The 23,106-nt window shown below is 75.0% G+C and carries 20 protein-coding genes; 10 read left to right on the top strand and 10 right to left on the bottom strand.

The genetic code is table 11. The features are described 5' to 3' along the window. The first annotated feature begins 9 nt into the window (after positions 1-9). Positions 10-2,400 carry a LysM peptidoglycan-binding domain-containing protein gene (locus tag R3E88_07580; GenBank protein ID MEZ4216322.1) on the top strand — a complete coding sequence of 797 codons (2,391 nt, stop codon included), beginning with the start codon at positions 10-12 and terminating at the stop codon, positions 2,398-2,400. A 121-nt stretch (positions 2,401-2,521) separates the two neighbouring features. Continuing rightward, on the top strand, positions 2,522-3,820 hold the full coding sequence (locus R3E88_07575) for a DUF1214 domain-containing protein (protein MEZ4216321.1): 1,299 nt from the start codon (positions 2,522-2,524) through the stop codon (positions 3,818-3,820). Positions 3,821-3,832: 12 nt separating this feature from the next. On the opposite strand, the gene R3E88_07570 is transcribed toward R3E88_07575, so the two are convergent. The 7 genes from R3E88_07570 to R3E88_07540 form a co-directional block, all read right to left on the bottom strand. Further along, positions 3,833-4,510 carry a metallophosphoesterase family protein gene (locus tag R3E88_07570; GenBank protein ID MEZ4216320.1) on the bottom strand — a complete coding sequence of 226 codons (678 nt, stop codon included), beginning with the start codon at positions 4,508-4,510 and terminating at the stop codon, positions 3,833-3,835. Between the two features lie 202 nt (positions 4,511-4,712). Then, positions 4,713-5,780, bottom strand: a complete 1,068-nt coding sequence (rlmN, locus tag R3E88_07565) for a 23S rRNA (adenine(2503)-C(2))-methyltransferase RlmN (GenBank protein MEZ4216319.1) — start codon at positions 5,778-5,780, stop codon at positions 4,713-4,715. 29 nt (positions 5,781-5,809) lie between these two features. Beyond that, positions 5,810-6,451 (bottom strand): tRNA (guanosine(46)-N7)-methyltransferase TrmB, encoded by a 642-nt coding sequence (gene trmB, locus R3E88_07560; GenBank protein MEZ4216318.1) that lies wholly within the window; start codon positions 6,449-6,451, stop codon positions 5,810-5,812. Further along, positions 6,451-8,175 carry a signal peptide peptidase SppA gene (gene sppA, locus R3E88_07555; GenBank protein MEZ4216317.1) on the bottom strand — a complete coding sequence of 575 codons (1,725 nt, stop codon included), beginning with the start codon at positions 8,173-8,175 and terminating at the stop codon, positions 6,451-6,453. Before sppA ends, trmB begins: the two co-directional genes overlap by 1 nt. A gap of 1 nt (position 8,176) precedes the next feature. Next, positions 8,177-9,805, bottom strand: coding sequence for a hypothetical protein (locus R3E88_07550; protein ID MEZ4216316.1), 1,629 nt, complete (start codon positions 9,803-9,805; stop codon positions 8,177-8,179). Beyond that, on the bottom strand, positions 9,802-11,217 hold the full coding sequence (locus R3E88_07545) for a sigma 54-interacting transcriptional regulator (protein ID MEZ4216315.1): 1,416 nt from the start codon (positions 11,215-11,217) through the stop codon (positions 9,802-9,804). Before R3E88_07545 ends, R3E88_07550 begins: the two co-directional genes overlap by 4 nt. A 42-nt stretch (positions 11,218-11,259) precedes the next feature. Further along, positions 11,260-12,468, bottom strand: a complete 1,209-nt coding sequence (locus R3E88_07540; GenBank protein MEZ4216314.1) for a hypothetical protein — start codon at positions 12,466-12,468, stop codon at positions 11,260-11,262. Between the two features lie 233 nt (positions 12,469-12,701). Here R3E88_07540 and R3E88_07535 point away from each other — a divergent pair, with 233 nt between their 5' ends. The 6 genes from R3E88_07535 (at position 12,702) to R3E88_07510 (ending at position 17,865) form a co-directional block, all read left to right on the top strand. After that, a complete protein-coding gene (locus tag R3E88_07535; GenBank protein ID MEZ4216313.1) occupies positions 12,702-13,265 on the top strand; it encodes a MerR family transcriptional regulator in 564 nt (187 codons plus the stop codon). A gap of 198 nt (positions 13,266-13,463) precedes the next feature. Further along, positions 13,464-14,558, top strand: coding sequence for an AAA family ATPase (locus R3E88_07530; protein MEZ4216312.1), 1,095 nt, complete (start codon positions 13,464-13,466; stop codon positions 14,556-14,558). Positions 14,559-14,698: 140 nt separating this feature from the next. After that, positions 14,699-15,487: a hypothetical protein gene (locus R3E88_07525; protein MEZ4216311.1), complete on the top strand. Its 789-nt coding sequence runs from the start codon at positions 14,699-14,701 to the stop codon at positions 15,485-15,487. After that, on the top strand, positions 15,480-16,127 hold the full coding sequence (locus tag R3E88_07520) for a hypothetical protein (GenBank protein ID MEZ4216310.1): 648 nt from the start codon (positions 15,480-15,482) through the stop codon (positions 16,125-16,127). Before R3E88_07525 ends, R3E88_07520 begins: the two co-directional genes overlap by 8 nt. Positions 16,128-16,350: 223 nt before the next feature. Then, entirely contained in the window at positions 16,351-16,929 is a 579-nt protein-coding gene (locus R3E88_07515) for an RNA polymerase sigma factor (protein MEZ4216309.1), read from the top strand. Positions 16,930-17,040: 111 nt separating this feature from the next. Further along, positions 17,041-17,865 (top strand): alpha/beta fold hydrolase, encoded by an 825-nt coding sequence (locus R3E88_07510; protein ID MEZ4216308.1) that lies wholly within the window; start codon positions 17,041-17,043, stop codon positions 17,863-17,865. Here the strand turns inward: R3E88_07510 and R3E88_07505 are convergent. Further along, positions 17,862-18,719 carry an EI24 domain-containing protein gene (locus tag R3E88_07505; GenBank protein ID MEZ4216307.1) on the bottom strand — a complete coding sequence of 286 codons (858 nt, stop codon included), beginning with the start codon at positions 18,717-18,719 and terminating at the stop codon, positions 17,862-17,864. The two genes, R3E88_07510 and R3E88_07505, sit on opposite strands and share 4 nt — an antisense overlap. A gap of 205 nt (positions 18,720-18,924) precedes the next feature. On the opposite strand from R3E88_07505, the gene R3E88_07500 reads away from it, so the two are divergent. Continuing rightward, positions 18,925-19,944 carry a thioredoxin domain-containing protein gene (locus R3E88_07500; protein ID MEZ4216306.1) on the top strand — a complete coding sequence of 340 codons (1,020 nt, stop codon included), beginning with the start codon at positions 18,925-18,927 and terminating at the stop codon, positions 19,942-19,944. 27 nt (positions 19,945-19,971) lie between these two features. Here the strand turns inward: R3E88_07500 and R3E88_07495 are convergent, their stop codons facing one another. Next, on the bottom strand, positions 19,972-21,315 hold the full coding sequence (locus R3E88_07495; GenBank protein ID MEZ4216305.1) for a phosphomannomutase/phosphoglucomutase: 1,344 nt from the start codon (positions 21,313-21,315) through the stop codon (positions 19,972-19,974). Between the two features lie 167 nt (positions 21,316-21,482). Here R3E88_07495 and R3E88_07490 point away from each other — a divergent pair, with 167 nt between their 5' ends. Next, entirely contained in the window at positions 21,483-21,701 is a 219-nt protein-coding gene (locus tag R3E88_07490) for a twin-arginine translocase TatA/TatE family subunit (protein ID MEZ4216304.1), read from the top strand. Here R3E88_07490 and R3E88_07485 read toward each other — a convergent pair. Then, positions 21,676-23,007 carry a zinc-ribbon domain-containing protein gene (locus R3E88_07485; protein MEZ4216303.1) on the bottom strand — a complete coding sequence of 444 codons (1,332 nt, stop codon included), beginning with the start codon at positions 23,005-23,007 and terminating at the stop codon, positions 21,676-21,678. The genes R3E88_07490 and R3E88_07485 overlap by 26 nt on opposite strands. Positions 23,008-23,106: the final 99 nt, after the last annotated feature.

Raw genomic sequence — 23,106 nt, 5'->3', positions numbered from 1 at the left:
CGGACCCCGATGCACCATCCGCCGCTCCGCTCCCTCGCCCTCGCCCTCCTCTTCGCCTCCGCGCTCGCGCCCGCCGCGGGGGCGGAGCCGTTTCCGCGCCCTGCCGGCCTCGAGCCCGACGTCCGCTTCTGGGTGCGGATCTACTCGGAGGTCGACACGCAGGGCGGACTGATCCACGACGCGACCGACCTCGGCGTCGTGTACGACGTCGTGCGGTTCGGCGATCGCCAGAGCCCGCGCGCGCGCGAGCAGCAGACGGACTCGGCGAAGAAGGAGATCGCCGCCGCCCTGCGCGCGCTCGCGAAGGGCAAGCGCAGCGGTCTCTCGCGGCGGGAACGACACGTGCTGGCGCAGTTCCCCGACGGCGTCTCGAACCGCACGCTCGCCGAGGCCGCGCGCAACGTGCGCTTCCAGCTCGGCCAGGCGGACAAGTTCCGCGCCGGCATCGTGCGCTCGGGGGCGTGGCACGACCACATCGAGGGCACGTTCCGCGAGATGGGGCTGCCGACCGAGCTCGCGTCGCTCCCCCACGTCGAGTCGTCGTTCCGCCACGACGCGCAGTCGCACGTCGGAGCGGCCGGCCTGTGGCAGTTCATGCGCTCGACGGGGCGGCGCTACATGAGCGTCGACCACGTCGTCGACGAACGCCTCGACCCGTTCGAGTCGACGCGCGCCGCGGCGAAGCTGCTCGCGGCCAACAAGCAGGTGACGGGAACGTGGCCGCTGGCGCTCGTCGCCTACAACCACGGTGCCGCCGGCATGCGGCGCGCGGCGCGCACCGTCGGCACCACCGACATCGAGACGATCCTGCGCAAGTACCGGAGCCGCACCTTCGGCTTCGCCTCGCGCAACTTCTACGTCGAGTTCCTCGCCGCGCGCGAGGTCGAGACGAACGCAGAGCGCTACTTCGGGCCGATCCGCCGCGACGCGCCGGTCGCGTACGACCGCATCGAGCTTCCCTTCTATGCGAAGGCGAGCTCGCTCGCGAGCGCGATCGGCGTGCCGGTCGAGACGCTGCGCGCCGCGAACCCCGCGCTCTCGCGCCTGGTGTGGAGCGGACAGAAGTTCGTGCCGCGCGGCTTCGCGCTGCGCGTGCCGTCGGCCGAGCTCGCGCGCCCGCTCGCGCTCGCCCTCGACGATCTCGCCGCCGACCAGCGCTTCGCGGCGCAGACCGCCGACCGCACGCACCGCGTCCGCCGCGGCGACACGCTCTCCGGCATCGCCGCGCGCTACGGGACGTCGGTGCGCGAGCTCGCGGCCGCCAACAAGCTCCGCAGCCACCACACGATCCGCGTCGGCCAGGTGCTGCGCCTCCCGCACGGCGGCGGCGTCGTGCTCGCGAGCGCGAAGCCCGCCGCGAAGGCGAAGCCCTCGCGGTCCGCGAAGGCGAGCGCCCCCGCCGCCCCGCCGCCCGAGGGCGTCTACACGGTCCGGCGCGGCGACACGCTCGCCTCGATCGCGCGGCGCTTCGGCACGACCGAGCGCGAGCTGCTCGCCGCGAACGACGTGCGCGACCGCAACCGCATCTACCCCGGCCAGTCGCTGCGCGTGGGCGCCGACGCGCCCGAGCCCGCAGCGCCGCCGTCGGCGATCACGCTGGCCGCCGCCACCGCGCCGATCGAGCGCGAGGAGCCCGCCGCCGCGAACGCGCCGTCGGCGGCGGCGATCGCGCTCGCCGAGGTCGCGGCGGTCGACGTCGCGCCCGGGCCGGACGCGGCCCCGTCCGAGCGCGATGCGGCGCGGGACGCCTCACCCGCGAGCGGCTCGCCGAGCGAGGCGCTCGCCGCCGACGACGCGGGCGCGAGCGACGGCGACGGCGACGGCTCGAGCGACGGCGCGGACGCGAGCGCGAACGCAGGCGCGACCGCGAGCGCCGACGAGGGCGCCGCCGACGATGCGGCGGACGAGCCCGCCACCGAGCTCGCGGCGGACGAGACGACGACGGAGCTCGCGCGCGACCTGCTCGCCGACCCCGCCGACTACTCGGTCGCCGACGACGGCACGATCGAGGTGCAGCCGACCGAGACCCTGGGACACATCGCCGAGTGGCTCGACGTCCGCGCGAGCCGGCTGCGCCAGCTGAACCGGCTCCGCTTCGGGACGCCGATCGCCGTGCACCAGCGCCTGCGGCTCGACTTCGAGCGCGTCGCGCGCGACGAGTTCGAGCGGCGCCGTCTGCAGCACCACCGCGCGCTGCAGACCGAGTACTTCGAGCGGTACGAGATCACGGGAACGCGCGAGCACGTCGTGCGCCGCGGCGACTCCGTCTGGGTGCTCGCACAGCGCTCGAACGTCCCGCTCTGGCTGCTGCAGCAGTACAACCCCGACCTCGAGGTCGAGAGCCTCTCCGCGGGCGCGAAGCTCACGCTGCCCGTCGTCCGCCGCCACCAGCCGAGCTGAGGCGCGGCACCGGGCGCTCGCCCGGCCGCGATCCCGCGGCTTCCCCGCGTCCCCGGCGTCTGTCACGCTGCGCGACCTGCGTGCGGGCGTGTGCGTCCGCGTCCGCGGACGGGAGGGGGCGATGGCGACGCGATCGGATCGGAGTCTCACGCGACGGGACGTGCTCGCGACGGGTGCGGCCATGGCGCTCGCGGGCGTCGCGCCCCGGGCCGCGGCCGCGCCCGGGGCGGCCTCGCCGCCCGGTGCCGCACCGGGCCCGGCCGCGGACGGGCCGCCGGTCGCGGGCGCGGCCGCGGCGATGCCCGCCGATGCGGACGCGCTCTGGGCGCGCTTCTGCGACGCGCTCCGCCCGCTCGTCGGGCGCCTCGACCCGACGCTCTCCGCCGGCGACCCGGTGACCCAGGTCGAGGGCGTGCGCTGCCTGGCGCGCCTCGTCGCGCTCGGCCTCGACCGCTTCGTCGAGCACGCCGACCCGCGCCACCCGAGCTTCTACGAGCTGCAGACGGCGACGCGGAAGTATCTCGGCGACAACCCCGACCAGACCTATCGCGTCGCCGCGGTCGACGGGCGCGGGACGTACCGCGTGCGCGGCACGGTCGCGGGAGCGGCGGGCGTCGAGATCGGCGTCTACGCGGGCACGTTCCAGAGCGGGGCGAAGGGCGGCGGCGGGCGACGACTCGTCGCCTCGCGCGACGAGGGCACGCTGCGCGTCGCCGACGACGGCGCGTTCGACGTCACCCTCGGACCGGAGCCCGGAGGCGCAGGCCATCTGCAGACGGAGCCCGACGCGAACTCGCTGCTCGTCCGCACCTACTTCTGGGACCGCGCGCTGCGCGTCGCGCACCCGATGCCGACGATCGAGCGGCTCGACGTGGCCGAGCCGCCGGCGCCGCTCGACCTCGCGACGCTCGCGCGCGGGATGCTCGCGACCGCCGCGTTCGTCGACGGGAGCCTCGCGTTCTGGAGCGGCTTCGAAGGCATCCGCACCGCGCCCAACACGATGATCGAGATGCCCGACGACGGCAGCGTGCAGACGCCGAGCGGCGTGCGCTACCGCAACGGCATCGTCGAGCTCGACGCGTCGCAGGCGCTCGTCCTCGAGCTCGCGCCCCGGGACGAGCCCGCGTACTGGAGCTTCGTGCTGCAGAACCTCTGGGGCGAGACGCCCGACTGGCGCCATCACCCGGTCGTCCGCAACAACCGCGAGCTCGTGCGCGCAGGCGACGGACGCGTGCGCATCGTCGTCGCGCACCGCGTTCCCGCGATCGACGCGCTGCCGCCCGCGCTCCGCGCGAACTGGATGGACATGGCGGGGCACCGCCGGCTGCTGCTCTCGCTGCGCTGGCGCAGCCGGACGGGCCTTCCGGAGGTGACGACGCGCGTCGTCCCGGTGGAGACGCTCGCGTCGCTCGCGTCCTGAAGCGCGCGCTCTCTAGACCTGGAAGACGGTCTCGTCGGGGAGGCGGATCGCCGTGAGCGGCCCGCCGTACACGGCGCCCGTGTCGATCCCGATGCTGTAGGGCAGGTTCCAGCGCACGCCGAAGTCCTCGGCCGGCGTGTGCCCGTAGACGATCGTGGCGCCGAGCCGGTGCGGCAGGTCGCAGCTCGTGCGGTTCCACAAGAGATCCTCGGGCCGCGTCTTGCGCAGCGCGTAGGTGGCGTCGTCGAGGCGCAGCTGGTCGGCGCCGAGCCCGGCGTGCACGAACACGTAGTCGCCGTCGCGGTGGTGGGAGACGAGCGCGAGCAGGAAGTCCTCGTGCGCCTTCGGGAGCTCGAAGCTCTCGCGGTCGGGTCGCTCGCGATCGAAGTAGCCGTAGCTCGCGAGCGTGCGGTCGCCGCCGTTCATGAGGAAGGCGTCGCCGCCGAAGTAGCGGTCGTCCGTCCAGCCGAGGAAGTCGAGGAACATCGACTCGTGGTTGCCGAGCAGGAACGTGCACGGCCACTGCTTCGAGAACGCCACGAGGCGATCGACGACCGCGCACGAGTCGGGGCCGCGGTCGATGTAGTCGCCGAGGAAGACGAGGCGGTCGCCCGGCTCGAGCGGCAGCGCGGCGAGCAGCTCGTCGAGCTTCTCGCGCTCGCCGTGGATGTCGCCGACCGCGTAGAGCATGCGCTCGCTCGCCCCTCCCCTCGCGTTGCTCGCCCGGCCCCCGACCGCGCCGCGGCGCGCTGCGGCCGGCCCGGAGGCGCGCCGACACGGCGCGTGGGCAGGCGCATCGGCCGCGAACGACGCGGGCTTGACGCCCCGACCCGCGCCTCGGACGCATCTCCCTGACGCCCTCGGTCGTCGCCCCGCACCTGCGAGCGGCGCGCTAGCCCGCCGCCGCCCGCGCCGGCGATGCGCCGCCGCGCCCGCGCGCGGCGAGCTGCCCGCACGCGGCGTCGATGTCCCGGCCTCGGTCGCGGCGCAGCGTGACTCGCAATCCGCCGGCGTGCACCTCGGCGGTGAAGCGATCGACGACCTCGTCCGCCGGCGGCCCGTACGGCGCGTCGGCGTGCGGGTTCATCGGAATCACGTTCACCTTCGCGGGGATTCCCCGGAGCAGCTTCGGCAGCCGGCGCGCGTCGGCGATCGAGTCGTTCACGCCCGCCATCAGCGTGTACTCGAAGAAGACGGGCCGGCGCCGGTTCACGAGCGGCTCCTCGCGCAGCGCGCCGAGCAGCGCGTCGAGCGGGAAGCGGCGGTTGAGCGGGACGAGCTCGTCGCGCACCTCGTCGGTCGTCGCGTGCAGCGACACCGCGAGGTGGATGGGCGCGATCGCGAGCAGGTCGTGGATGCGCGGCACGAGCCCGGCGGTCGAGACCGTGATGCGGCGCGGCGCCATCGCGAAGGCCTTCGGGTGCACGAGCAGCTCGATCGCGCTCCGCACGTTCGCGAGGTTGAGCAACGGCTCGCCCATGCCCATGAACACGACGTTCGTGATCGGCGCGTCGTCGCCGGCCGCCTCGCGCGCGCGACAGACCTGGTCGACGATCTCGGCCGTCGTGAGGTTGCGCGCCAGGCCGAGCGCGCCCGTCGCGCAGAACGAGCACGCGAGCGAGCAGCCGACCTGCGTCGACACGCAGAGCGTCGTGCGCCGCGCCTCCGGGATCACGACCGTCTCGATCACCGCGCCGTCGGCCGCGCGCAGCGCGAGCTTGCGCGTGCCGTCGCGCGAGAGCTGCACCGCCTCGGTCTCGAGCGCGCGCGTCGCATAGCCGGCGGCGAGCCGCTCGCGCAGCGCGGCCGGCAGGTTCGACATCGCGCGCGGGTCCTCGACGCCCTTCGCGTAGAGCCACTCGAGCAGCTGCTCGGCGCGGAAGGCCGCCTCTCCCTCGTCGCGCAGACAGGCGCGCAGGGCCGCGGGAGCGAGGCTCTTCAGGTTCGGGAGGCCGGCCATCGGGGAACCGCCGTCGCGCGCCGCGCAGGCTAGGCGCGACGCCGGTAGGCGAAGAAATGTAACGGTCGACCCTCGGCGCGCCATTGCTCCTCGTAGGCCGTGTGCATGCGCCCGGGCACCTCGGGCCGCCAGCGCAGCGGCGCGTTCGCGTTCTCGAGCAGCGGCTCGCCCGCGAACACCTCGTCCATCTGCTCGGCGTAGGCCGGGTCGTCGGTCGCCGCGTGCAGCACCCCACCGGGCACGAGGCGCGTCGCGAGCGCGTGGACGAGCGGCGGCTGCACGAGCCGGTTCTTCGCGTGTCGCTTCTTGGGCCACGGATCGGGGAAGTTGATCCAGAACTCGTCGACGCTCGCCGGCGCGAGCAGCTCGTCGACGACGGTCTCGCCGCGGCCGAGCACGAGGCGCGCGTTGCGCAGCTCGCCGCGCGCCATGCGCCGCGCGAGCTTCAGCACGCGCTTGAACGACAGCTCGACGCCCACGAACGCGACGTCCGGGCGCGCGGCCGCCTGCGCGACCAGGAACTCGCCGCGGCCGAAGCCGATCTCCACGACGAGCCGCAGCGGCGGCGCGAGCTCGGGCGCGAACACGCCCTCCCATCCGCGCTCGCGCACCTCGTCGATGCTCCGGCGCCAGTCCGGCCCCGGCATGTCGTACTTGAGCTTGCGCGCCATCAGTCGAGCCGGGCCCGCTCCCCGAAGCCGAAGCTCCGTCCGAGCTCGGACAGGAGGCCCGGCTCCGCGCGCGATCCGCCGAAGCCCCGCAGCCACGGCCACGCGCCGAAGCCCGGGCCGCGGGGCAGCACGTCGAGCGCATAGCGCTCTCCGCGCGCGAGCCCGGCGCGCTCGCACGCCATGGCGAGCGCCTCGAGCGGCCCGCCGATCGCATCGACGAGACCGTGCTCGCGCGCGTGCGCGCCGCTCATCACGCGCCCCTGCGCGACGCGCTCGACCGCCGCGCGCTCGAGCGAGCGCCCGCGCGCGACGCGCTCGAGGAAGGCGTCGTAGAGCACGCGCATCTCGCGCTGGAGCGCGCCGCGCTCGGCGGGCGTGAAGCCGCGCGTCGGCGACAGGAGGCCCGCGCGCGCGCCGCTCTCGACCGCGTCGACACGCACGCCGAGCCGCTCGTAGAGCCCCGAGAGATCGAGCTTGCCTCCGACGACGCCGATCGAGCCCGTGAGCGTCTGCGCCTCGGCGACGATCGCGCTCGCGGAGGCCGCGAGGTAGTAGCCGCCCGAGGCCGCGACGCCCGCGAACGACGCGACGACCGGCTTGCGCGCGGCGAGCCGCTCGACCGCGCGACACAGGAGATCGGACGCGACGGCGTCGCCGCCGCCGCTCTCGATGCGCAGCACGACGGCGCGCACCTCGTCCGCGCGGCGCAGCTGCGCGAGGAGCTCGCCGTACCGCTGGCTCGCGACGCCGCCCGCCCCGCGCCCGCGCCAGACGGTGCCGCTCGCGACGACGTAGGCGACGCGCGGGAGGCCGCGCAAGAGCGGGTGCCAGCCGCCGTCGCCGCCGCAGAGCGCGGCGTAGGCGGCGACGTCGACGAGCGGCGCGAGCGGCGCGTCCTCGCCCTCCGCGCGCGCGGCCGCGCCGCGCCGCGCGTTCGGCGTCGCGGCGGCGAGCGCGGCTTCGACCTCGTCCGGGTAGCGGACGTCGTCGACGAGCCCGCGCTCCGCGGCGTCGCGCGCCGCGAACGGCCCTTCGTCGATCGCGGCGCGCACGGCGTCGGGCGCGAGCGAGCGACCGCGCGCGACGTCGTCGACGAGCCGGTCGAAGGCGTCGCGCTGCCAGGCCTCGAGCTGCTCGCGCTGCTCGGGCGACATCGCGGCGCGCGTGAGCGGCTCGGCGGCGGCCTTGTGCGTGCCGATGCGCACGACGTCGGCGCGCACGCCGACCCGTTCGAGGAGCGGGCGCGCGAAGACCTGCGCCGTGCGGAAGCCGAGCAGGTGCACGGAGCCCGTCGGCGCGACGTCGACGCGCTCGCACGCCGAGGCGACCCACAGCTCGAGCGCGTCGTACGCCTCGCTCCACGCCCACACGGCCTTGCCCGCCTCGCGCAGCGCGACGACCGCGCGCCGCAGTGCGGCGGCCTGCACGAGCGTCGCCGGGCCGCCCTCGAAGCGCAGCACGAGGCCGCGCACGCGCGCGTCGTCGCGCGCCGCTTCGAGCGCGCGGAGCAGGTCGACGAGCGCCGGCAGGCGCGGCTCGCTCGACCACGAGAAGCGCGACGGGCGCAGCTCCGTCGCGTCGCCGCGCAGCCGCACGAGCAGCCACAGCGTGTCGCGATCCGTGCGCCGGCCGACGACGGCGCGCTCGGCGAGCCGCCGCACGCCGGTCGCGGCGTTGCCGCCGAGCCGCCGCACGAAGGCGCGGACGTCGCGCGCGCCGGCCACGTCAGGCGCCCCGTCGCAGCTTGCGCCGCGCGATGTAGTCGACCATCAGGAACGAGCCGAGCTGCTGCGGGCTCGAGAAGAAGGCGCGGCCGCGGTTGATCTGCGTCATGCGCTCGACGAAGCCGACGAGCTCGGGCGCGTCGTCGAGCATGAACGTGTTGATCGTGGAGCCGCGCCGCGTCACGCGCTTCACCGTCTTGAGCGTCTCCGCGACCGCGTGCGGCGACACGCCGCCCATGCCCATCGGCCACTCGACGCGCAGCTCGCCCGTCGCCGACTCGCGATACGCCGTCGGCTGCCCGTCGGTGACGACGATGATCTGCGGCGACGGGCTCGGGTGCTGGCCGATCAAGCGCTCGGCGATCTCGAGCCCGTGCTGCAGGTTGGTGAACGGGTCGCCCATGTCCCAGCTCACCTCGGGCAGGTCGCGGATCGCGATCTCGCGCGCCTGCGTCGAGAAGCCGACCACGAAGAAGTGGTCGCGCGGGTAGCGCGTGCGCACGAGCTGGTCCATCGCGAGCGCCACGCGCTTCGCGGCCGGGAAGCGGCCGGCCCACGACATCGACCAGGAGAGGTCGAGCAGCAGCACGGTGGTCGACTGCGTCGTCCAGTCCATCTCGTGGATCTGGAAGTCGTCGGGCGAGAGCGCGACGCGCGCACCGGGCGCCGCGCCCTGCGCGGCGCGGCGCTTCACGCCGTTCATCACGGTCCCGACGATGTCGAGGTCGAACGGGTCGCCGAAGGCCCACGGGCGCGTCTCGTCGGGCCGCGGCAGCGCGACGCCGCGCGCGACGGTCTCGTGCGTGCCGGGGCGCCCCTTGCGGAGCGCGCCGTAGACGTCGGCGAGCGCCTGCGCGCCGATGCGGCGGATGGCGCGCGGCGTGAGCCGCGGATCCTCGCCGCGGAGATAGCCGGCGTCGCGCATCGAGCCCTCGAGGTCGCGCAGCAGCACGAACGACTGCGCGGCCGGGTCGCCGAGCATCTCGGCGAGCTCCTCGGGCGAGACGGACGCGAGGTCGCCGTTCGCGAGCTGCTCGAGCATCTGCTGCAGGCGCTCGACCTGCTGGCGGATCTCCTGCGCCTCGTCGTAGTCGGCCGCGCGGTCGCCGCGGAACCGCGGCCCCTGCTGCTGCGCGAACTCCTCGAGCGCGCGCAGCCGGTCGAGCTCGTCGAGCAGCTCGCGGAAGTCGGCGCCCGCCTCGTCGTCCGCGAAGTCGTGGTCGCGCATCCGCTCGATGCGCTCGGAGAGGCGCTCGCTCTCGCCGTGGCGGCGCTCGAGGAATTCGTTCATCGCGCTCGACTCGTAGCCGTGGCGCTCGCGCTGCGCGCGCTCCTCGCGCTCGAGCACGTCGTCGAGCCGCTCCTCGAGCGAGCGCGTCGCCTCGTCGAGCCGCCAGCGATCGAAGAGCGACTCGAGCTGCTGGCGAAGCTCGCGCCGCAGCTCCTGCAGGCCCATCACGCGGAAGTTCGCGCCGCCGAGCTCGAAGCCGTGCTCGCGCATCCACGCGAGCGCCTCCTGCGCGTCGAGCCCTTCCATCATGAGGTCGGTCATCGCGTCGAGCGCGCGCTTCGCGTCGAGTGCGAACGACTCCTGCGTGCCGTCCCAGCGGCTGTACCGCCACGTCCTCATCGGCGCTGGTAGCGGACGGCGCTCGCGCCCTCGGCCTTGTTCAGCTGGTTGCGCAGGTGCAGCCCCTCGAGCACGAACTCGATCGCCGACGCCATGGCCGCGTCGCCGGTCGAGCCGGCGAGCGCCGCCGCGGCGTCGCGCAGGCCCGGGATCTGGTCGATGCCCTCGAGGTAGTCGGCCGACGGCATCGCCGCGCCGACCTCGACCTGCCAGCCCTCCTGGAACGCATCGACGACGGCCGCGAGCCCCTCCACCTGGCCCATGCGCTCGTCGAAGACGACGCGCGTCGCGCGCCGCAGGAGCCCCTCGACGACCTCCGTCTCCGTCTGCTCCGCGCCCGCGTACTCGAGCTCGAGCTTGCCCGTCGACGACGCGAGCAGCGCGGCGAGGTCCGAGACGCGCGCGACCGCGCGGTCCTCGCCGAGCCGCAGCGCGCGGCGCAGCGCGGCGGCCGCGAGCGTCTCGTAGTTCGCGATCGTCATGCGCACCGAGACGCCCGACGTCTGCGACACGTCCGGCGACAGCCGCGCCTCGAACGTGAGCTGCGCGACGACGTCCTCGAGGAAGGACGGGATCGCGAGCGCGACGCCCTCGGCCGCGGGCAGCTCGGCCTCCTGCCTGACGACCTCGAGCTCGACGTCGCGCGTGCGCGGGTAGTGCGTGCGGATCTGCGCCGCATAGCGATCCTTGAGGGGCGTGATGATGCGACCGCGGCTCGTGTAGTCCTCGGGGTTCGCGCTCGCGACCACGAGCACGTCGAGCGGCAGGCGCACGCGGTAGCCCTTCACCTGGACGTCGCGCTCCTCCATCACGTTGAAGAGCCCGACCTGCACCTTCTCCGTCAGGTCGGGCAGCTCGTTGATGCAGAAGATCCCGCGGTGGCTGCGCGGCAGCAGGCCGAAGTGGATCGTGAGCTCGTCGGACAGGTGGCGCCCCTCGGCGACCTTGATCGGGTCGACGTCGCCGATCAGGTCGGCGATCGAGACGTCGGGCGTCGCGAGCTTCTCGGTGTAGCGGGCGTCGCGCCCGATCCACGCGATCTCGGTGTCGTCGCCGCGCTCGGCGACGCGCTCGCGCGCGAACGCGGAGATCGGGGCGAACGGGTCGTCGTGGATCTCGCTGCCGGCGACGACGGGCAGCCACTCGTCGAGCAGCGACGCGAAGGCGCGGATCATGCGCGTCTTCGCCTGCCCGCGCTCGCCGAGGAAGATCACGTCGTGCCCGCACAGCAGCGCGTTCTCGACCGCCGGCACGACGGTGTCCTCGTAGCCCTTCACGCCGGGGAAGAGCGGCGCGCCCTCGCGCAGGCGCGCGACGAGGTTCGCGTGGATCTCCTGGCGGAGCGTGCGCGGCGCGTGGCCGTGCGCGCGCAGCTCGCCGAGCGTGCGCGCGCTGGGGGGAGCGGTGGACATGACGCGGGCCTCGCGGTTCGGGTTGGGGGGCGGTCTCCGCGACTACGAGCGCTTAGCGTAGGGCAGCTCCGGCGTCTCCGTGGACTCCCGTTCGCGCAGCGTCTCGACGACGTGTCGCATGACGAGCAGGACCGAGCTCTCGACCGAGAGGTTGTCGACGATCGGCACGTCGTTCGCGTCGGCCGCCTCGAGCATGTGCTCCTGGATCTGCAGGATGGCGTCGAGGTTCTCGAGGTAGCGCCGCGTCCCGCGCCGCGTCGCGTCGACCCCGCGCTGCCGGAAGTGGCCGCGGAACGACGCCTCGTCGAGCCGCGCGACGACGAGCGGGATCACGAACGCCGCCTCGCGATAGGTGGACATGTCGAGCAGGCCCGGCACGAGCGACACGCCGTCGATCACGACGCTCGTGTTCTCCTCGACGGCGCGGTCGAGGATGGCGCGCACGCCGACCGTCACGGCCGTCGCCTGCTGCAGGAAGCCGTCGACGACGCGCGTCCCGGGCGCGCCCTCGAGCTTGAGCGCGCGGTGCGCGTCGAAGGAGGAGGCGTGCAGCGCGGGCGCGAGCTCGCGCGGGAGCACGATGCGCATCACCTGGCGGATCGAGTCCGTCGACAGCACGCGCCGGATGCCGAGCCGCAGCGCGACCTCGAGCGCGATCGACGTCTTGCCCACGCCGGTCGTGCCGCCGAGCAGGATGATGACGGGCTTGCGCGGCTCCTGGTGCTGGCGCCAGACCATGTAGCGATCGGCCGTGCGATCGCCGAAGCGATCGAGCAGCGCCTGGTGCGCGAGCTTGCGCAGGCCGCCGCGCGAGACGCGCGTCGCGCCGCGGCGCCGCAGCTCGGCCTCGATGTCGCGCGCGGTCTCGAACGCCGCGGTCGGGTCGATCGATGCCGCGAGCAGCGACTGCGCGAGCACGCCCTTCGAGAACGGCAGTGCGTTCTTCCCGCTGCCGACGTCGATCTCGAAGGGGTCGGGGAGCGGCGGCTGGTGGTCGCGCAGCTCGCCCTCGCCGAGCAGCTCGCCCACCATGCGCGTCAGCTCGTCGCGCGCGACGACGGTGCGGCCGCGCAGCTTCGAGCGCACGCGATCGGCCGTCTCGTAGGCCTTGTCGAAGCCGACGCCGCGCGCCATCAGCGCGTGGACCATGATCCCGCGCATGAACGGGCGGCGGCCGTTGCGGTCCTCGACGAAGATGCGCTCGCCGCCCGCCTCGTCGCCGCCCGACCCCTTGCTCCGTCGCTGCGCCATCGCGCGCGGCCCCCGGGTCGGTCGTCGCTCGTCGATCGCACCCGGACGAACCCCGACCGGTCCACCGGTGAGCCTCCGAGATTGCGCGTCGCAGTCCCTCGAACGCAACATTTTCTTTGTGTTTTCGGCTCGCTTTCTCGTAAACTGCCGACCGTCCGAGCGCGCCGGTCGCCGGACGGCGGGGGGTTCCGATGGGCATTGGTCTGCGCGCGAGCGGCGCGAGCGGGTCCGGCGTGTCCGCCGGGAGCGACGCGCCCGAGCCGGCCGACGGGCGAGCGCGACGGAGCGCGCCCGGCCGGTCGCGGCACTACCGGACGCAGGAAGTCGTCGGCGCACTCGGCGTCACGCGGCGCCAGCTCCAGTACTGGGCGAAGACGGGCCTCGTCGTGCCGTCGGCGCGCACGCCGGGCGGACACCACCGCTACGGATTCAGCGATCTCATCGCAGTGAAGGCGACCAAGCGGCTGATCGACGCGGGCGTCTCCGTGCAGCGCATCCGACGCTGCCTCGAGGCGCTCGCGCAACGCCTTCCCGCGATCGAGCGCCCGCTCGAAGAGCTCGTGATCGTCGCGACGGGCGACGTGCTGCTCGTGATCGAGGGCGCACACGCGTACGAGGCCCTGTCGGGCCAGGAGTGGGTGTTCGAAGTCGCGCAGCTCGCGAAGGAGCTCGCGGCGTTCGACGACGGCGGACGGTGCGCGCGCGCGCCGGGCGCGGACGGCGCCGCGACGCGCGTCGAGCCCGTGCGCCGCGCGCGCGCGGTCCGGACCGAGAGACGGCAGCAGACGGCCGGCTGACCTCGCGCACGGCGCCTGCCGGCTGCGGGGCCGGGCAGCGGGAGGCGCACGGAGTCCGGGCGGCGTCCGCGCGGAGCTCCGGGGAGGACTGCAGGGAGTCGGCTCGCAGCCGCGAGCGACGTCGCCATGGGGGGCGGCGTCGGGGGAACGCGACGGGGAGGAAGCCGTCCCGTCGCGCACCCCGGAAGAGAGGATGCCATGCGCGTCATCGCAGTCGTGAACCAGAAGGGCGGCTGCGGCAAGACGACGACCACCGTCAACCTTGCCGCGAGCCTCGCCGCCGACGGCGCCCGCGTGCTCGCCGTCGACCTCGACCCGCAGGCCCACACGACGATCGCGCTCGGGGTCGACCCGGACGAGCTCTCCGAGAACGTGTACGAGGTGCTCGTCGATCCCGACGGCGCCGACCAGCTCGCGCAGATCGTCGTGAACGCGGGCGAGCGGCTCGACCTCGCGCCCTCGGGCATCGTGCTCTCGGCGATCGAGCAGAAGCTCGCTGCGCAGACGGGCGACGCGCCGACCGAGCGGCTGGCGAACGCGCTCGAGCGCCTGCCGACGCCCTACGACTACGTGCTGATCGACTGCCCGCCGGCGGTCGGCATGCTCACGTTCAACGCGCTGCGCGCGGCGCGCGAGGTGATCGTCCCGCTCGAGACGAGCTACTTCGCGATCGACGGCGTGCAGAAGCTGCTCGAGACGATCGGCCTGCTCGCGGACCGCATCGGCCACGAGCTCACCGTCCGCATCCTGCCGACGCTCTACGACGGCCGCACGAAGTACGCGCGCCAGACGCTCGGCGAGATCCGCGAGCTGTTCAAGGACCTGTGCTTCGACAGCGTGATCCGCATCAACGTGAAGCTGCGCGAGGCCGCGCAGCACGGAAAGCCGATCAACCGCTTCGCGCCGAGCTCGAACGGCGCGGTCGACTACGCGGCGCTCGCGCTCGAGGTCGAGGCGACGCCGCCCGAGGCCCAGCAGCCCGCGATCGCGGCGCCCACCGCCGCGTCGCGCACCACCGCCGACATGCGCGAGGTCGTCGTGCGCTTCCGCGACCCGAGCGCGGGCGACGTGCGCATCGCGGGCGACTTCAACGGCTGGATCCCGGACAAGGGCGTCCGCTCGGTGATCGAGTCGACCGGCCAGACGCGCGTGTGGACGAAGATCCTCCAGCTGCCGCCCGGGACGTACCAGTACCGCTACGTCGTCGACGGCGAGTGGCGCGAGGATCCGAGCAACCCCGAGTCCGTGCCGAGCGCATCCGGCCGCCGCAACTCGGTGCTCGTGATCGCCTAGGAGGCCGCGCCGCCGCGCGGCGGCCGCTCCGCGGCTTCTCGAGATCCACGAACAGAGGGGGTGTCCCCTCGCAAATCACCGCGCGAGCCCGTACGGTGGAGCGCGCGCGCCGGCGAGTGCGCGCGCGACGGGGAGCCTTGGTGCCGCGCGATCTGGGCGACGTGATCCACTACTTCATCCCCGAGGCGGCCGCGCGCCGCGAGGAGGCGTCGGCGCACCCTCCCCCGCGCAGCGCGGACGCGCGCGAGCGGCGCGCCGTCGTGGCGATCCCGGTCGGCGACGGCGACGTGCTGCGCGCCGCCTTCGCCTGGAACCTGTGCGTCGAGCTCGCGCGCGCCGGCGCGGAGGCGTCGCTCGTCGCGGCCCGCGACGAGTCGAGCGAGGCGGTGTGGCCGGGCGACGGCCCGGGCCCGCTCGGCTGTCGCGTCGCGCTGCTCGACCGCGCTCCCGCGGCCGAGATCGCGCGCACTGCCCTCGCGCAGGCGGCCGAGCGCTCGGGCGGGCGCGCGCGCTGCGTGCTCGCCTGCGTTCCCGAGCTCGCGCTGCGCGAGGTCGCCGCGGGGCCGGACGCGCCGGGGACGTGGCTCGTCCTGTGCGCAGCCGACGACGACGGGCGCCGGCGTGCCGCCGCCGCGGTGCTCGACATCGCGCGCGCCGCGCCCGCCGCGCGCATCGGCGCCACGATCCACGGCGTGCGCAGCATCGCGGAAGCGCGCACGGCCTTCGACGCGCTCGCGAGCGCGACCGACGCGGCGATCCCGCGGCCGATCGCGAGCTACGGGCTCGTCGCCGACGACCTCCACCTCTACCGGGCGATCCTCTCGCAGCGGCCCGTCGGCCTCGCGCACCCGCAGTCGCCCGCGGCGCGCACGCTCGCCGACGTGGCCGCGCTGCTCGTCGAGGACATCGGAGGCGCGGCCGATGCGTGACTTCGATCGAGAGGCGCTGCGCGCGGAGCTGGCCGCCGTCGCGCCGGAGCTCACACCGCTCGCGTGGGACGTGCTCGGCGCCGTCCACCGCATCGATGCCGTCGCGCTCGACCCCGGCGGCGGCGTCCACGTCGTGTTCTTCTGCGACGCGCCCGACGACGGCGCCGTGCTGACGCGCGCGCTCGCGGCGATCGCGTGGCTCGAGCCGCGCCTCCCGGACTGGGAGCAGCTCGCCCGCGCGAGCGGCCTCGACGCCGCGCGCCCCGTGCGCGCCGTGCTCGTCGCGCGCGCCTTCGAGCCCGACACGCTCGCGGCGGCCCTGTGGCTCGGAGACGCGCGCGTGCGCTGCCTGCCGGCGCGGCCCGGCCCCGCGGCGGCCGACGACGCGTCTTCGGGTGGGGAGGCCGCGGACGCTCCGACCGCACCGCACCCCGCCGACGGGGTGAAGCCGCACGCGCTCGCCCCGCAAGCGCCCGCGACCGCGGCGGCGCGCTCGGACCGCGCGCGCGCGGAGGGGCCGCGGCCGCCGCCGGCTGCGGCCGCGGGGCCGGCCTCCCCGGCCGAGGCCTCGCGATTCCGCACGCGGCTCACCGAGGCCGACCTCGGTGCGGCCTCCTCGCCGCTTCCCGCGTCGAGCTGAGCTTGCGCGCCCGCATCCCGCGGGGCAGGATCCCGGGGATCGAGCCGAGGGCAAGCGACGATTTTCGGCACCCGGTGACTTTTCTTGACACCTCGGCACCCCTCGCCGCCACTCATCCCTTCGAGCACTCGCTCGGCCTCCGCCGGGGCCGCGCGAAGGGTCGGCTCGGTCGGCAGTGACGCGACCGCAGGCGATCCGGCTCTGGGAAGGAGTCCTGCCCCCCATGGCAGCCCCGCAGATCCGCGACATCGGCGCCCTCGACGACGAGCTGCTCGTCGAGCGCATGCGCCGCGGGGACGAGGCGGCCTTCGAGGCCCTCTACGAGCGCTATTTCAAGCGCATCGCGCTCTTCGTCGGCCGGCGGGTCGACAACCGCGCCGACGCCGAGGAGACCGTCCAGGAGGTCTTCATCAACGTCTTCTCGTCGATCCAGAGCTACCGCGGCGACGCGCCCTTCGTGGCCTGGGTCTTCGGGCTGACGCGGCGGACCATCGCGAGCCGCTACAAGCGCCGGCAGCACCCGGTCGTGTCGATCGAGGACGAGGACATCGCCTCGTCGGCGCCGCACCCGGCCGCCCCCTCGTCGCTGCCGTCGCCCGACGAGATGTACGACTGCCGCGAGCGCGCCGACGCGCTCGCGAGCGCGCTCGCCGAGAAGCTGTCCGACGAGCAGCGCGAAGTCTTCCGGCTCCACCACCTCGAGGAGCGATCGATCGCGGAGATCGCGCTCGCGCTCGGCAAGAGCGAGGACTCGGTGAAGTCGCATCTCTACCGCACGCGCAAGCTCCTGCTCGCGCCCTGAGCCCGCGCGGCCGGCGAAGCGCCGGCGACCGCCGCGCGCGGGCCCTCGCCTCGCGACGGCGCCGCGCGCGCGGGCGGCGATCGGCGCCGCGGGCCCTAGACTCCGCCGCCCATGCTCGACGACGCCACGCTCCGCCCCGACCCCGACGAGCCGCTCGCGCTGCGCGTCGCCACCCTGCCCGCCGGCGACGGCGAAGGCCCGCGCCTCGAGCTCGAGCTCTCGTCGCGCGGCGACCGCGTCCCCGCCCGCGTCGCGCTCCCACCGACGGGCGACGCGCCTCCGCCGGTCGTGCTCCTCGTCCACGGGCTCGGCGGCTCGCGCGACGCGGCGTACATGCAGATGGCCCGGCGCTGGGTGAGCGAGGGAGCCGCCGTCGCCACGCTCGACCTCCCGCTCCACGGCGCGCGCGCGAACGCGAAGATGGGCGAGCGCCTCGCCGCGAGCGCCCCGCGCGCGCTCCGGGGCGAGCCGCTCGACGGCGTCGAGCAGATCCTGTGGACCGAGCTCGCCCGCCAGGCAGTGCTCGACCTGCGCCGCCTGCTCGACGCGCTCGCGCAGCTTCCGCAGGTCGACGCGACACGCGTCGCGTACGTGGGGTTCAGCCTCGGCGGCCTGCTCGGCTGCGCGCTCTGCGGCGCCGACCCGCGCCCGCGCGCGGCGGCGATCGCGGTCGCGGGCACGCCGCCCGACGGCGCGGCACTCGCGCTCTCCGCGTGGGTCGAGCGGATCGCCCCGCGCCCGCTCCTGTTCGTGAACGCGGAGCGCGACGAGACGATCCCGCGCGAAGCCGCGCTGCGACTCCACGCCGCCGCGCGCGGGCCGGCGGACGTCGCCTGGTTCGCGAGCGGCCACGCCGACCTGCCCGGCGCCGCGCTGAAGCGCATCTGGCAGTTCGTCCGCGCGCACGTCGGCCTCGACGGCGCGGAAGCTCGTTAGTCGCGAGCGACGGCGCGCGGCGACGGTGGCGCGGCGAGCGGAGGCCGCTCGACGACGAGCAGCGTCCCCGCGGCGACGAGCACCGGCAGCAGCGCGAAGTTGAGCCCGGGTACGGCGCCGATCGCGAACGCCGCGGCACCGAAGCCGAGCGTGCGTGCGCGCTCGGCGCGCAGCCACGCGCGGCGCGCGCCGAAGGCGACGCGCCGGCGGTCGAGCGCGAAGCCCGCGTACTCGAGCGGGAGGTAGGCGACCGCGAACGCCGCGAGCGCGATCGGCGCGAGCGCGGGGCCGAACGGCACGACGAACCCGCCCGCGGTGATCGCGAGCCAGACCGCCGCGAAGAACGCGAGCCTGCGCGCCTCGTGGCCGAGCGAGCGGAGCGCGTCGCGCGCGAGCCGGCCGGCGTCGAAGGCCTCGTCGTCGCCCGCGGCGGCGCCCGTGAGCGCCCGCTCGACGCGCTGCGAGAGCACGTCGAGGACCGGCGACGTGAGCAGCGCGGCGGCGAGCATCGCGGCGACGAGCGCCGCCGCGGCGAGCACCGCGACGAGCAGCTGCCGAGCCAGCCAGAGGCCGGCGACGACGGGGCCGACCCACAGCCACTGCCAGGCCGACTCCGCGACCGGGCTCGGGAGCGCGCGCGCGACGGCCGCCGACCAGCCGCCCGCGTTCGCGGCGACGACTGCGATCGCGAACGCTACGAGCACCGCGGTCACGAGCGCGGGAACGGCGGCCGGCGCCCACAGCTCCGAGCGCGCGCGCAGCAGGCGGAGTGCGCGGGGCACGAGCGCCGCTCCGGCCCGGAAGCGCGCGATCGCGCCCGTCGATTCGCGATCGGCCGCGCCCGCGCCGCCCATGGTGCGCAATACTAGCCGCCGATCGTCCGCCTCCCGCCGGCCGCAGCGCACATGCGAAGGCGCGCCGACGGGAAGCGTCTCGCAGCCGCTCGCACGCGTCGCCGCACTCCGCGGCCTCCCGCGAGCCCTCGAAGGAAGCCCGACGTCCGCCACCACGCCGCGATCGCGCGCGGCCCGCGCGCCGCGATCGCCCCAGGGAGCCTGCATGTCCGCATTCCGCCTCGTCTCGCACGCCGCGCTCGCGGCGCTCCTCCTGGCGCACGCTCCCGCGTGCTCGTCGACCGGCGATACGGCCTCGTGCGCCGAGGCGGCGAGCCCGGTCGTCGCGGTCGTGAACGAGCGCGAGGTGACGCTCGCCGAGCTCGACGAGCGCATCGCCGCACAGCTCTTCGACGCGCGCTCCGAGGCGCTCGACGAGTGGGTGCGCGACCTCGTCGTCGAGACCGAGGCGAAGAAGCGCGGCGTCACGAAGGAAGAGCTGCTCGAGAGCGAGGTCGCATCGCTCGGCGCGGTCGACGACGCGGAGGTCGCGGCGTTCTTCGAGGAGAACAAGGAGCGCATGCGCCCGGGCGAGACGCTCGAGAACGTCGGGCCGCGCATCCGCGCCTACCTCGAGCAGGGAAAGCGCGCCGAGGCCGTCGAGGCGCTGATCGCCGCGGCCAACGTCACGATGAAGCTCGAGCCGCCGCGCATCGAGGTCGAGGCCATCGGACAGGCGCGCGGCCCCGCCGACGCGCCCGTCACGATCGTCGAGTTCAGCGACTACCAGTGCCCGTTCTGCAGCCGCGCCGAGCCCACCGTCGACCAGCTGCTCGAGCGCTATCCGACGCAGGTCCGCCTCGTCTACCGCCACTTCCCGCTCGACTCGATCCACCCCGAGGCGCGCGCCGCGGCGATCGCGGCGACGTGCGCCGGCGAGCAGGGGAAGTTCTGGGAGTTCCACGAGAAGCTCTTCGCCAACCAGCGCGAGCTCGGCGCCGAGGCGTTCGACCGCTTCGCGGGCGAGCTCGGCCTCGACGGCGCGGCCTTCGACGCCTGCACGGCGAGCCCCGAGGCGGCCGCGGTCGTGACCCGCGACGCCGAGGCCGGCGTCGCGGCGGGCGCGTCCGGAACGCCCGCGTTCTTCGTGAACGGCATCCTGCTCTCGGGCGCGCGCCCGCTCGAGGACTTCGTCGAGATCGTCGAGGCGGAGCTCGCGCGCGTCGGCGGCGCGGGCGGCGCCTGACGGCGGGCGCGGAGCCCGGCGCGGACGCTAGGCCGCGCCGAGCTCCTCGATGCGCGCGAGCATGCGGTCGCGCTCGAGCTCCATCTTCTCGCGCGTGTCGGCCTCGAGGTTCAGGCGCAGCACGGGCTCGGTGTTCGACGGCCGCAGGTTGAACCACCAGTCCGCGTAGCGGACGAGCAGGCCGTCGAGCCGCGAGACCTCGTCCGCACCGGTGTGCTCGGCCGCGACCGCGCCGATCACGGCGTCCGTGTCGCGCACGCGCCGGTTGATCTCGCCACTCGCCGAGTAGCGCCGCAGCGGCGCGACGATCTTCGACAGCGGCTCCTTGCGGTCGGCGAGCACGTCGAGCATCGCGACGAACGCGGCCGTGCCGTCGTCCGCGACGAGCGTCGGCGAGAAGCGGAAGTAGAAGTGTCCGGAGAGCTCGCCCGCGAAGACGGCGCCCGTCTCGCGCATCTGCGCCTTCACGAACGAGTGGCCGACGCGGCACATCTCGGCCGTGCCGCCCGCCGCGACGATCTCCTCGCGGACCGCCTTGCTCGAGCGCAGGTCGTAGAGCACGCGGCCACCCGGCACGCGCTGCAGCTGGTAGCGCGCGAGCAGCGCGGTCACGAGGTCGGACGAGACGGGCTCGCCCGCGTCGTCGACGAAGACGGCGCGATCGCCGTCGCCGTCGAACGCGACGCCGAAGTCGGCGCCGACGCGCGTCACTGCGGCGATCAGGTCCTCGAGGTTCTCGAGCTTGAGCGGGTCGGCCTCGTGGTTCGGGAAGGTGCCGTCGGGCTCGACGTAGAGGAGCTCCGTGCGCAGGCCGAGCCGATCGAGCAGCGGCCCGAGCGCGCGTCCGGCCATGCCGTTGCCGCAGTCGATCGCGACGGTGAGCGACGGGCGCCCCTTCCCCACCGACAGCACGTGCTCGACGTACTCGTCGAGCACGGCCTCGACGCGCAGCTCGCCGCGCGGTGTGACCGCCTGCGCGCTCGCGCGCGCGGGCACGAGCTTCTCGATCTCGCGCAGCCCGCTCGCCTCGCCGACCGGAATGGCGTGCTCGCGGCACAGCTTGAAGCCGTTGTACTGGCTCGGGTTGTGCGACGCGGTGACCATCACGCCGCCGTCGGTCTCGAGGTGGTCGACCGCGAAGTAGAGCATCGGTGTCGACACGAGTCCGAGGTCGACGACGTGCGTGCCCTCGTCGCGGATGCCCTCGATCAGCGCCTCGCAGAGGTCGGGCGAGTGCGGGCGCGCATCGCGCCCGACGGCGAGCGTGTCGGCCTCGAAGTGACGCGCCGTGGCGCGGCCGATCGCATAGGCGAGCTTCGGATCGAGCTGGTCGGGAACGATTCCGCGGATGTCGTAGGCCTTGAAGATCATGGCGGGCGGGATCCTAGCCGCGCGGCGGCCCTGCCCGCGCGCTTGACCGCACTCCGGGCCGGCGTCACTCTCTGCGCCCTTCCGCCCCGTCGCCCTCCGTCGACGCGTCCGCGCCTGCGCGCACCGCGTCGAGCGTTCGGGCCCATCCACGCACGAGGGGAGTCGCCATGTTCGGCCTCGGTCCGATGGAGCTGGTCGTGATCCTGGCGATCTGCGTGCTGCTGTTCGGCGCGCGCCGCCTCCCCGAGATCGGGAGCGGCATCGGCGAGGCCATCCGCAACTTCAAGTCGGGCATCAAGGACGAGAAGAAGGAGATCGACGTGACGCCCGGCGACGGCGACGAACGTCGCTCCGAGCGCGTCACGGAAGGTCGGAAGGACTCGTAGCCGCGCGATCGCGCGCGCCGACGGCGACGCGGCGCGCGCCCGGCGGCGCATCCTCGAAGTACGCGGCGAACGCGACGTGCCGGCCCGCGGGCACGGCGCCCGCGGCGAATGCGGCGAACGCGCCCTGCTGGAGCTGGGCGCGCTCGTCGGGGCCGAGGTCGCGCAGCATCTCCGGGTCGAGCACGCTGCCGGCGCGCGCGGCGGGCAGATCGAGCGCCACGCCGTCGGCATCGAGCAGCTCGACCCACACCGGCGACTCGGGCCGCACGGGCGCCGAGGTCGGGTTGTGGAGCTCGCCGGTCACGGCGAGCAGCGTGCGGCCGCCGCGCACCGGAATGAACACGGAGCCGAGCGAGCGCGCGCGCAGCGGCCCGACCTCGAACGCGCCCGCCGCATCGCCCGACGCCGCCGCCGGCGCGAGCCCGCGCGCGAGCGCGGCTCCGAAGAGCGCGATCGCGACGCACGCGCCGAGCGCCGCGCCCGCGCGCTGCAGCCAGCCCGGCACGGCCAGCGGCGCGACGTCGAACGCGTCGACGCCGACCGGCCCGCGCGGCGCGGCGACGGCCGGGCGCATGTGCGCGGGCGGCGCGCTCGCGGTGGGAGCGGCGGAGAACGCCACGGGCGCCTCGGGCGCGGACAGGTCGTCGCCGAGCAGGTCCCAGTCCTCGGGCTCGCCGAGGTCCGGCGCGGCATCGCCGCCTTCGAGCGCGTCGAGCCCGTCGAGCCCGCGCGACGCCTCGCTCGCGCCCGACGCCGCGAAGGCGTCGATCGCGCTGTCGATGCGCTCGGCCGCGGTGCCACGCGCCGGTGCGGGCGGTGCGACTGCGGCGGGGGCGGATGCGGTCTGCGAAGCCGCGGCGGCGAGCGCGCCGAAGTCGTCGTCGGAGAGATCGCCGAGGTCGTCGTCGCCGCCGAGGTCGCCGAGGTCGTCGATGCTCCCAAAGCTCGCGTCGTCTTCGACGGCGGGCGTCGCCACCGGCGCGGCTCCGGCCGCGCCGGCCGCGCTGCCCGCGGCGCGCGCGGGCTCGGGCGGAAGGTCGTGATTGAACTCCCAGTCCTCCTCGTCGTCGTCGAGACCGCTCGCGGCGGGCCTCGCGTCGACGAGATCCTGGGTGGAATCGGGAGGGCGCCCGCCGGCCGCGGCGCGCGTCGCGACGTCCTCGAGCGCCTCCTGCTCGGACGCCGACGGATGCTCGAGGAAGAACGCCTCCTTGCACTTCGAGCATCGCACGCGGATCCCGGAGAGCGGGATCCGCGACTCGTCCAGCTGGAATCGCGTCTGGCAGCTTCGACACTCGACGATCACGCGCGGCGTCCCCTTCTCGCCGGCGCGCTCGTCGGGCGCGGCGGGGCCTGGCGGTTTGCTACTTCGGAAGCGGTGGGGATGCGCTTGAGATGCCGGCGC

The sequence above is a fragment of the Myxococcota bacterium genome (assembly GCA_041389495.1).
Classification (GTDB): Bacteria; Myxococcota_A; UBA9160; order UBA9160; family UBA4427; genus JAWKRT01.
This window is presented reverse-complemented; position numbering and strand designations above follow the sequence as displayed.

What these genes read in the sequence shown, in the direction of transcription:
- R3E88_07580 (MEZ4216322.1), top strand. Translation starts at nt 10, where the DNA reads ATGCACCATCCGCCGCTCCGCTCCCTCGCCCTCGCCCTCCTCTTCGCC.
- R3E88_07575 (MEZ4216321.1), top strand. Translation starts at nt 2,522, where the DNA reads ATGGCGACGCGATCGGATCGGAGTCTCACGCGACGGGACGTGCTCGCG.
- R3E88_07570 (MEZ4216320.1), bottom strand. Translation starts at nt 4,510, where the DNA reads ATGCTCTACGCGGTCGGCGACATCCACGGCGAGCGCGAGAAGCTCGAC.
- rlmN (MEZ4216319.1), bottom strand. Translation starts at nt 5,780, where the DNA reads ATGGCCGGCCTCCCGAACCTGAAGAGCCTCGCTCCCGCGGCCCTGCGC.
- trmB (MEZ4216318.1), bottom strand. Translation starts at nt 6,451, where the DNA reads ATGGCGCGCAAGCTCAAGTACGACATGCCGGGGCCGGACTGGCGCCGG.
- R3E88_07550 (MEZ4216316.1), bottom strand. Translation starts at nt 9,805, where the DNA reads ATGAGGACGTGGCGGTACAGCCGCTGGGACGGCACGCAGGAGTCGTTC.
- R3E88_07545 (MEZ4216315.1), bottom strand. Translation starts at nt 11,217, where the DNA reads ATGTCCACCGCTCCCCCCAGCGCGCGCACGCTCGGCGAGCTGCGCGCG.
- R3E88_07540 (MEZ4216314.1), bottom strand. Translation starts at nt 12,468, where the DNA reads ATGGCGCAGCGACGGAGCAAGGGGTCGGGCGGCGACGAGGCGGGCGGC.
- R3E88_07530 (MEZ4216312.1), top strand. Translation starts at nt 13,464, where the DNA reads ATGCGCGTCATCGCAGTCGTGAACCAGAAGGGCGGCTGCGGCAAGACG.
- R3E88_07520 (MEZ4216310.1), top strand. Translation starts at nt 15,480, where the DNA reads ATGCGTGACTTCGATCGAGAGGCGCTGCGCGCGGAGCTGGCCGCCGTC.
- R3E88_07515 (MEZ4216309.1), top strand. Translation starts at nt 16,351, where the DNA reads ATGGCAGCCCCGCAGATCCGCGACATCGGCGCCCTCGACGACGAGCTG.
- R3E88_07510 (MEZ4216308.1), top strand. Translation starts at nt 17,041, where the DNA reads ATGCTCGACGACGCCACGCTCCGCCCCGACCCCGACGAGCCGCTCGCG.
- R3E88_07505 (MEZ4216307.1), bottom strand. Translation starts at nt 18,719, where the DNA reads ATGGGCGGCGCGGGCGCGGCCGATCGCGAATCGACGGGCGCGATCGCG.
- R3E88_07500 (MEZ4216306.1), top strand. Translation starts at nt 18,925, where the DNA reads ATGTCCGCATTCCGCCTCGTCTCGCACGCCGCGCTCGCGGCGCTCCTC.
- R3E88_07495 (MEZ4216305.1), bottom strand. Translation starts at nt 21,315, where the DNA reads ATGATCTTCAAGGCCTACGACATCCGCGGAATCGTTCCCGACCAGCTC.
- R3E88_07490 (MEZ4216304.1), top strand. Translation starts at nt 21,483, where the DNA reads ATGTTCGGCCTCGGTCCGATGGAGCTGGTCGTGATCCTGGCGATCTGC.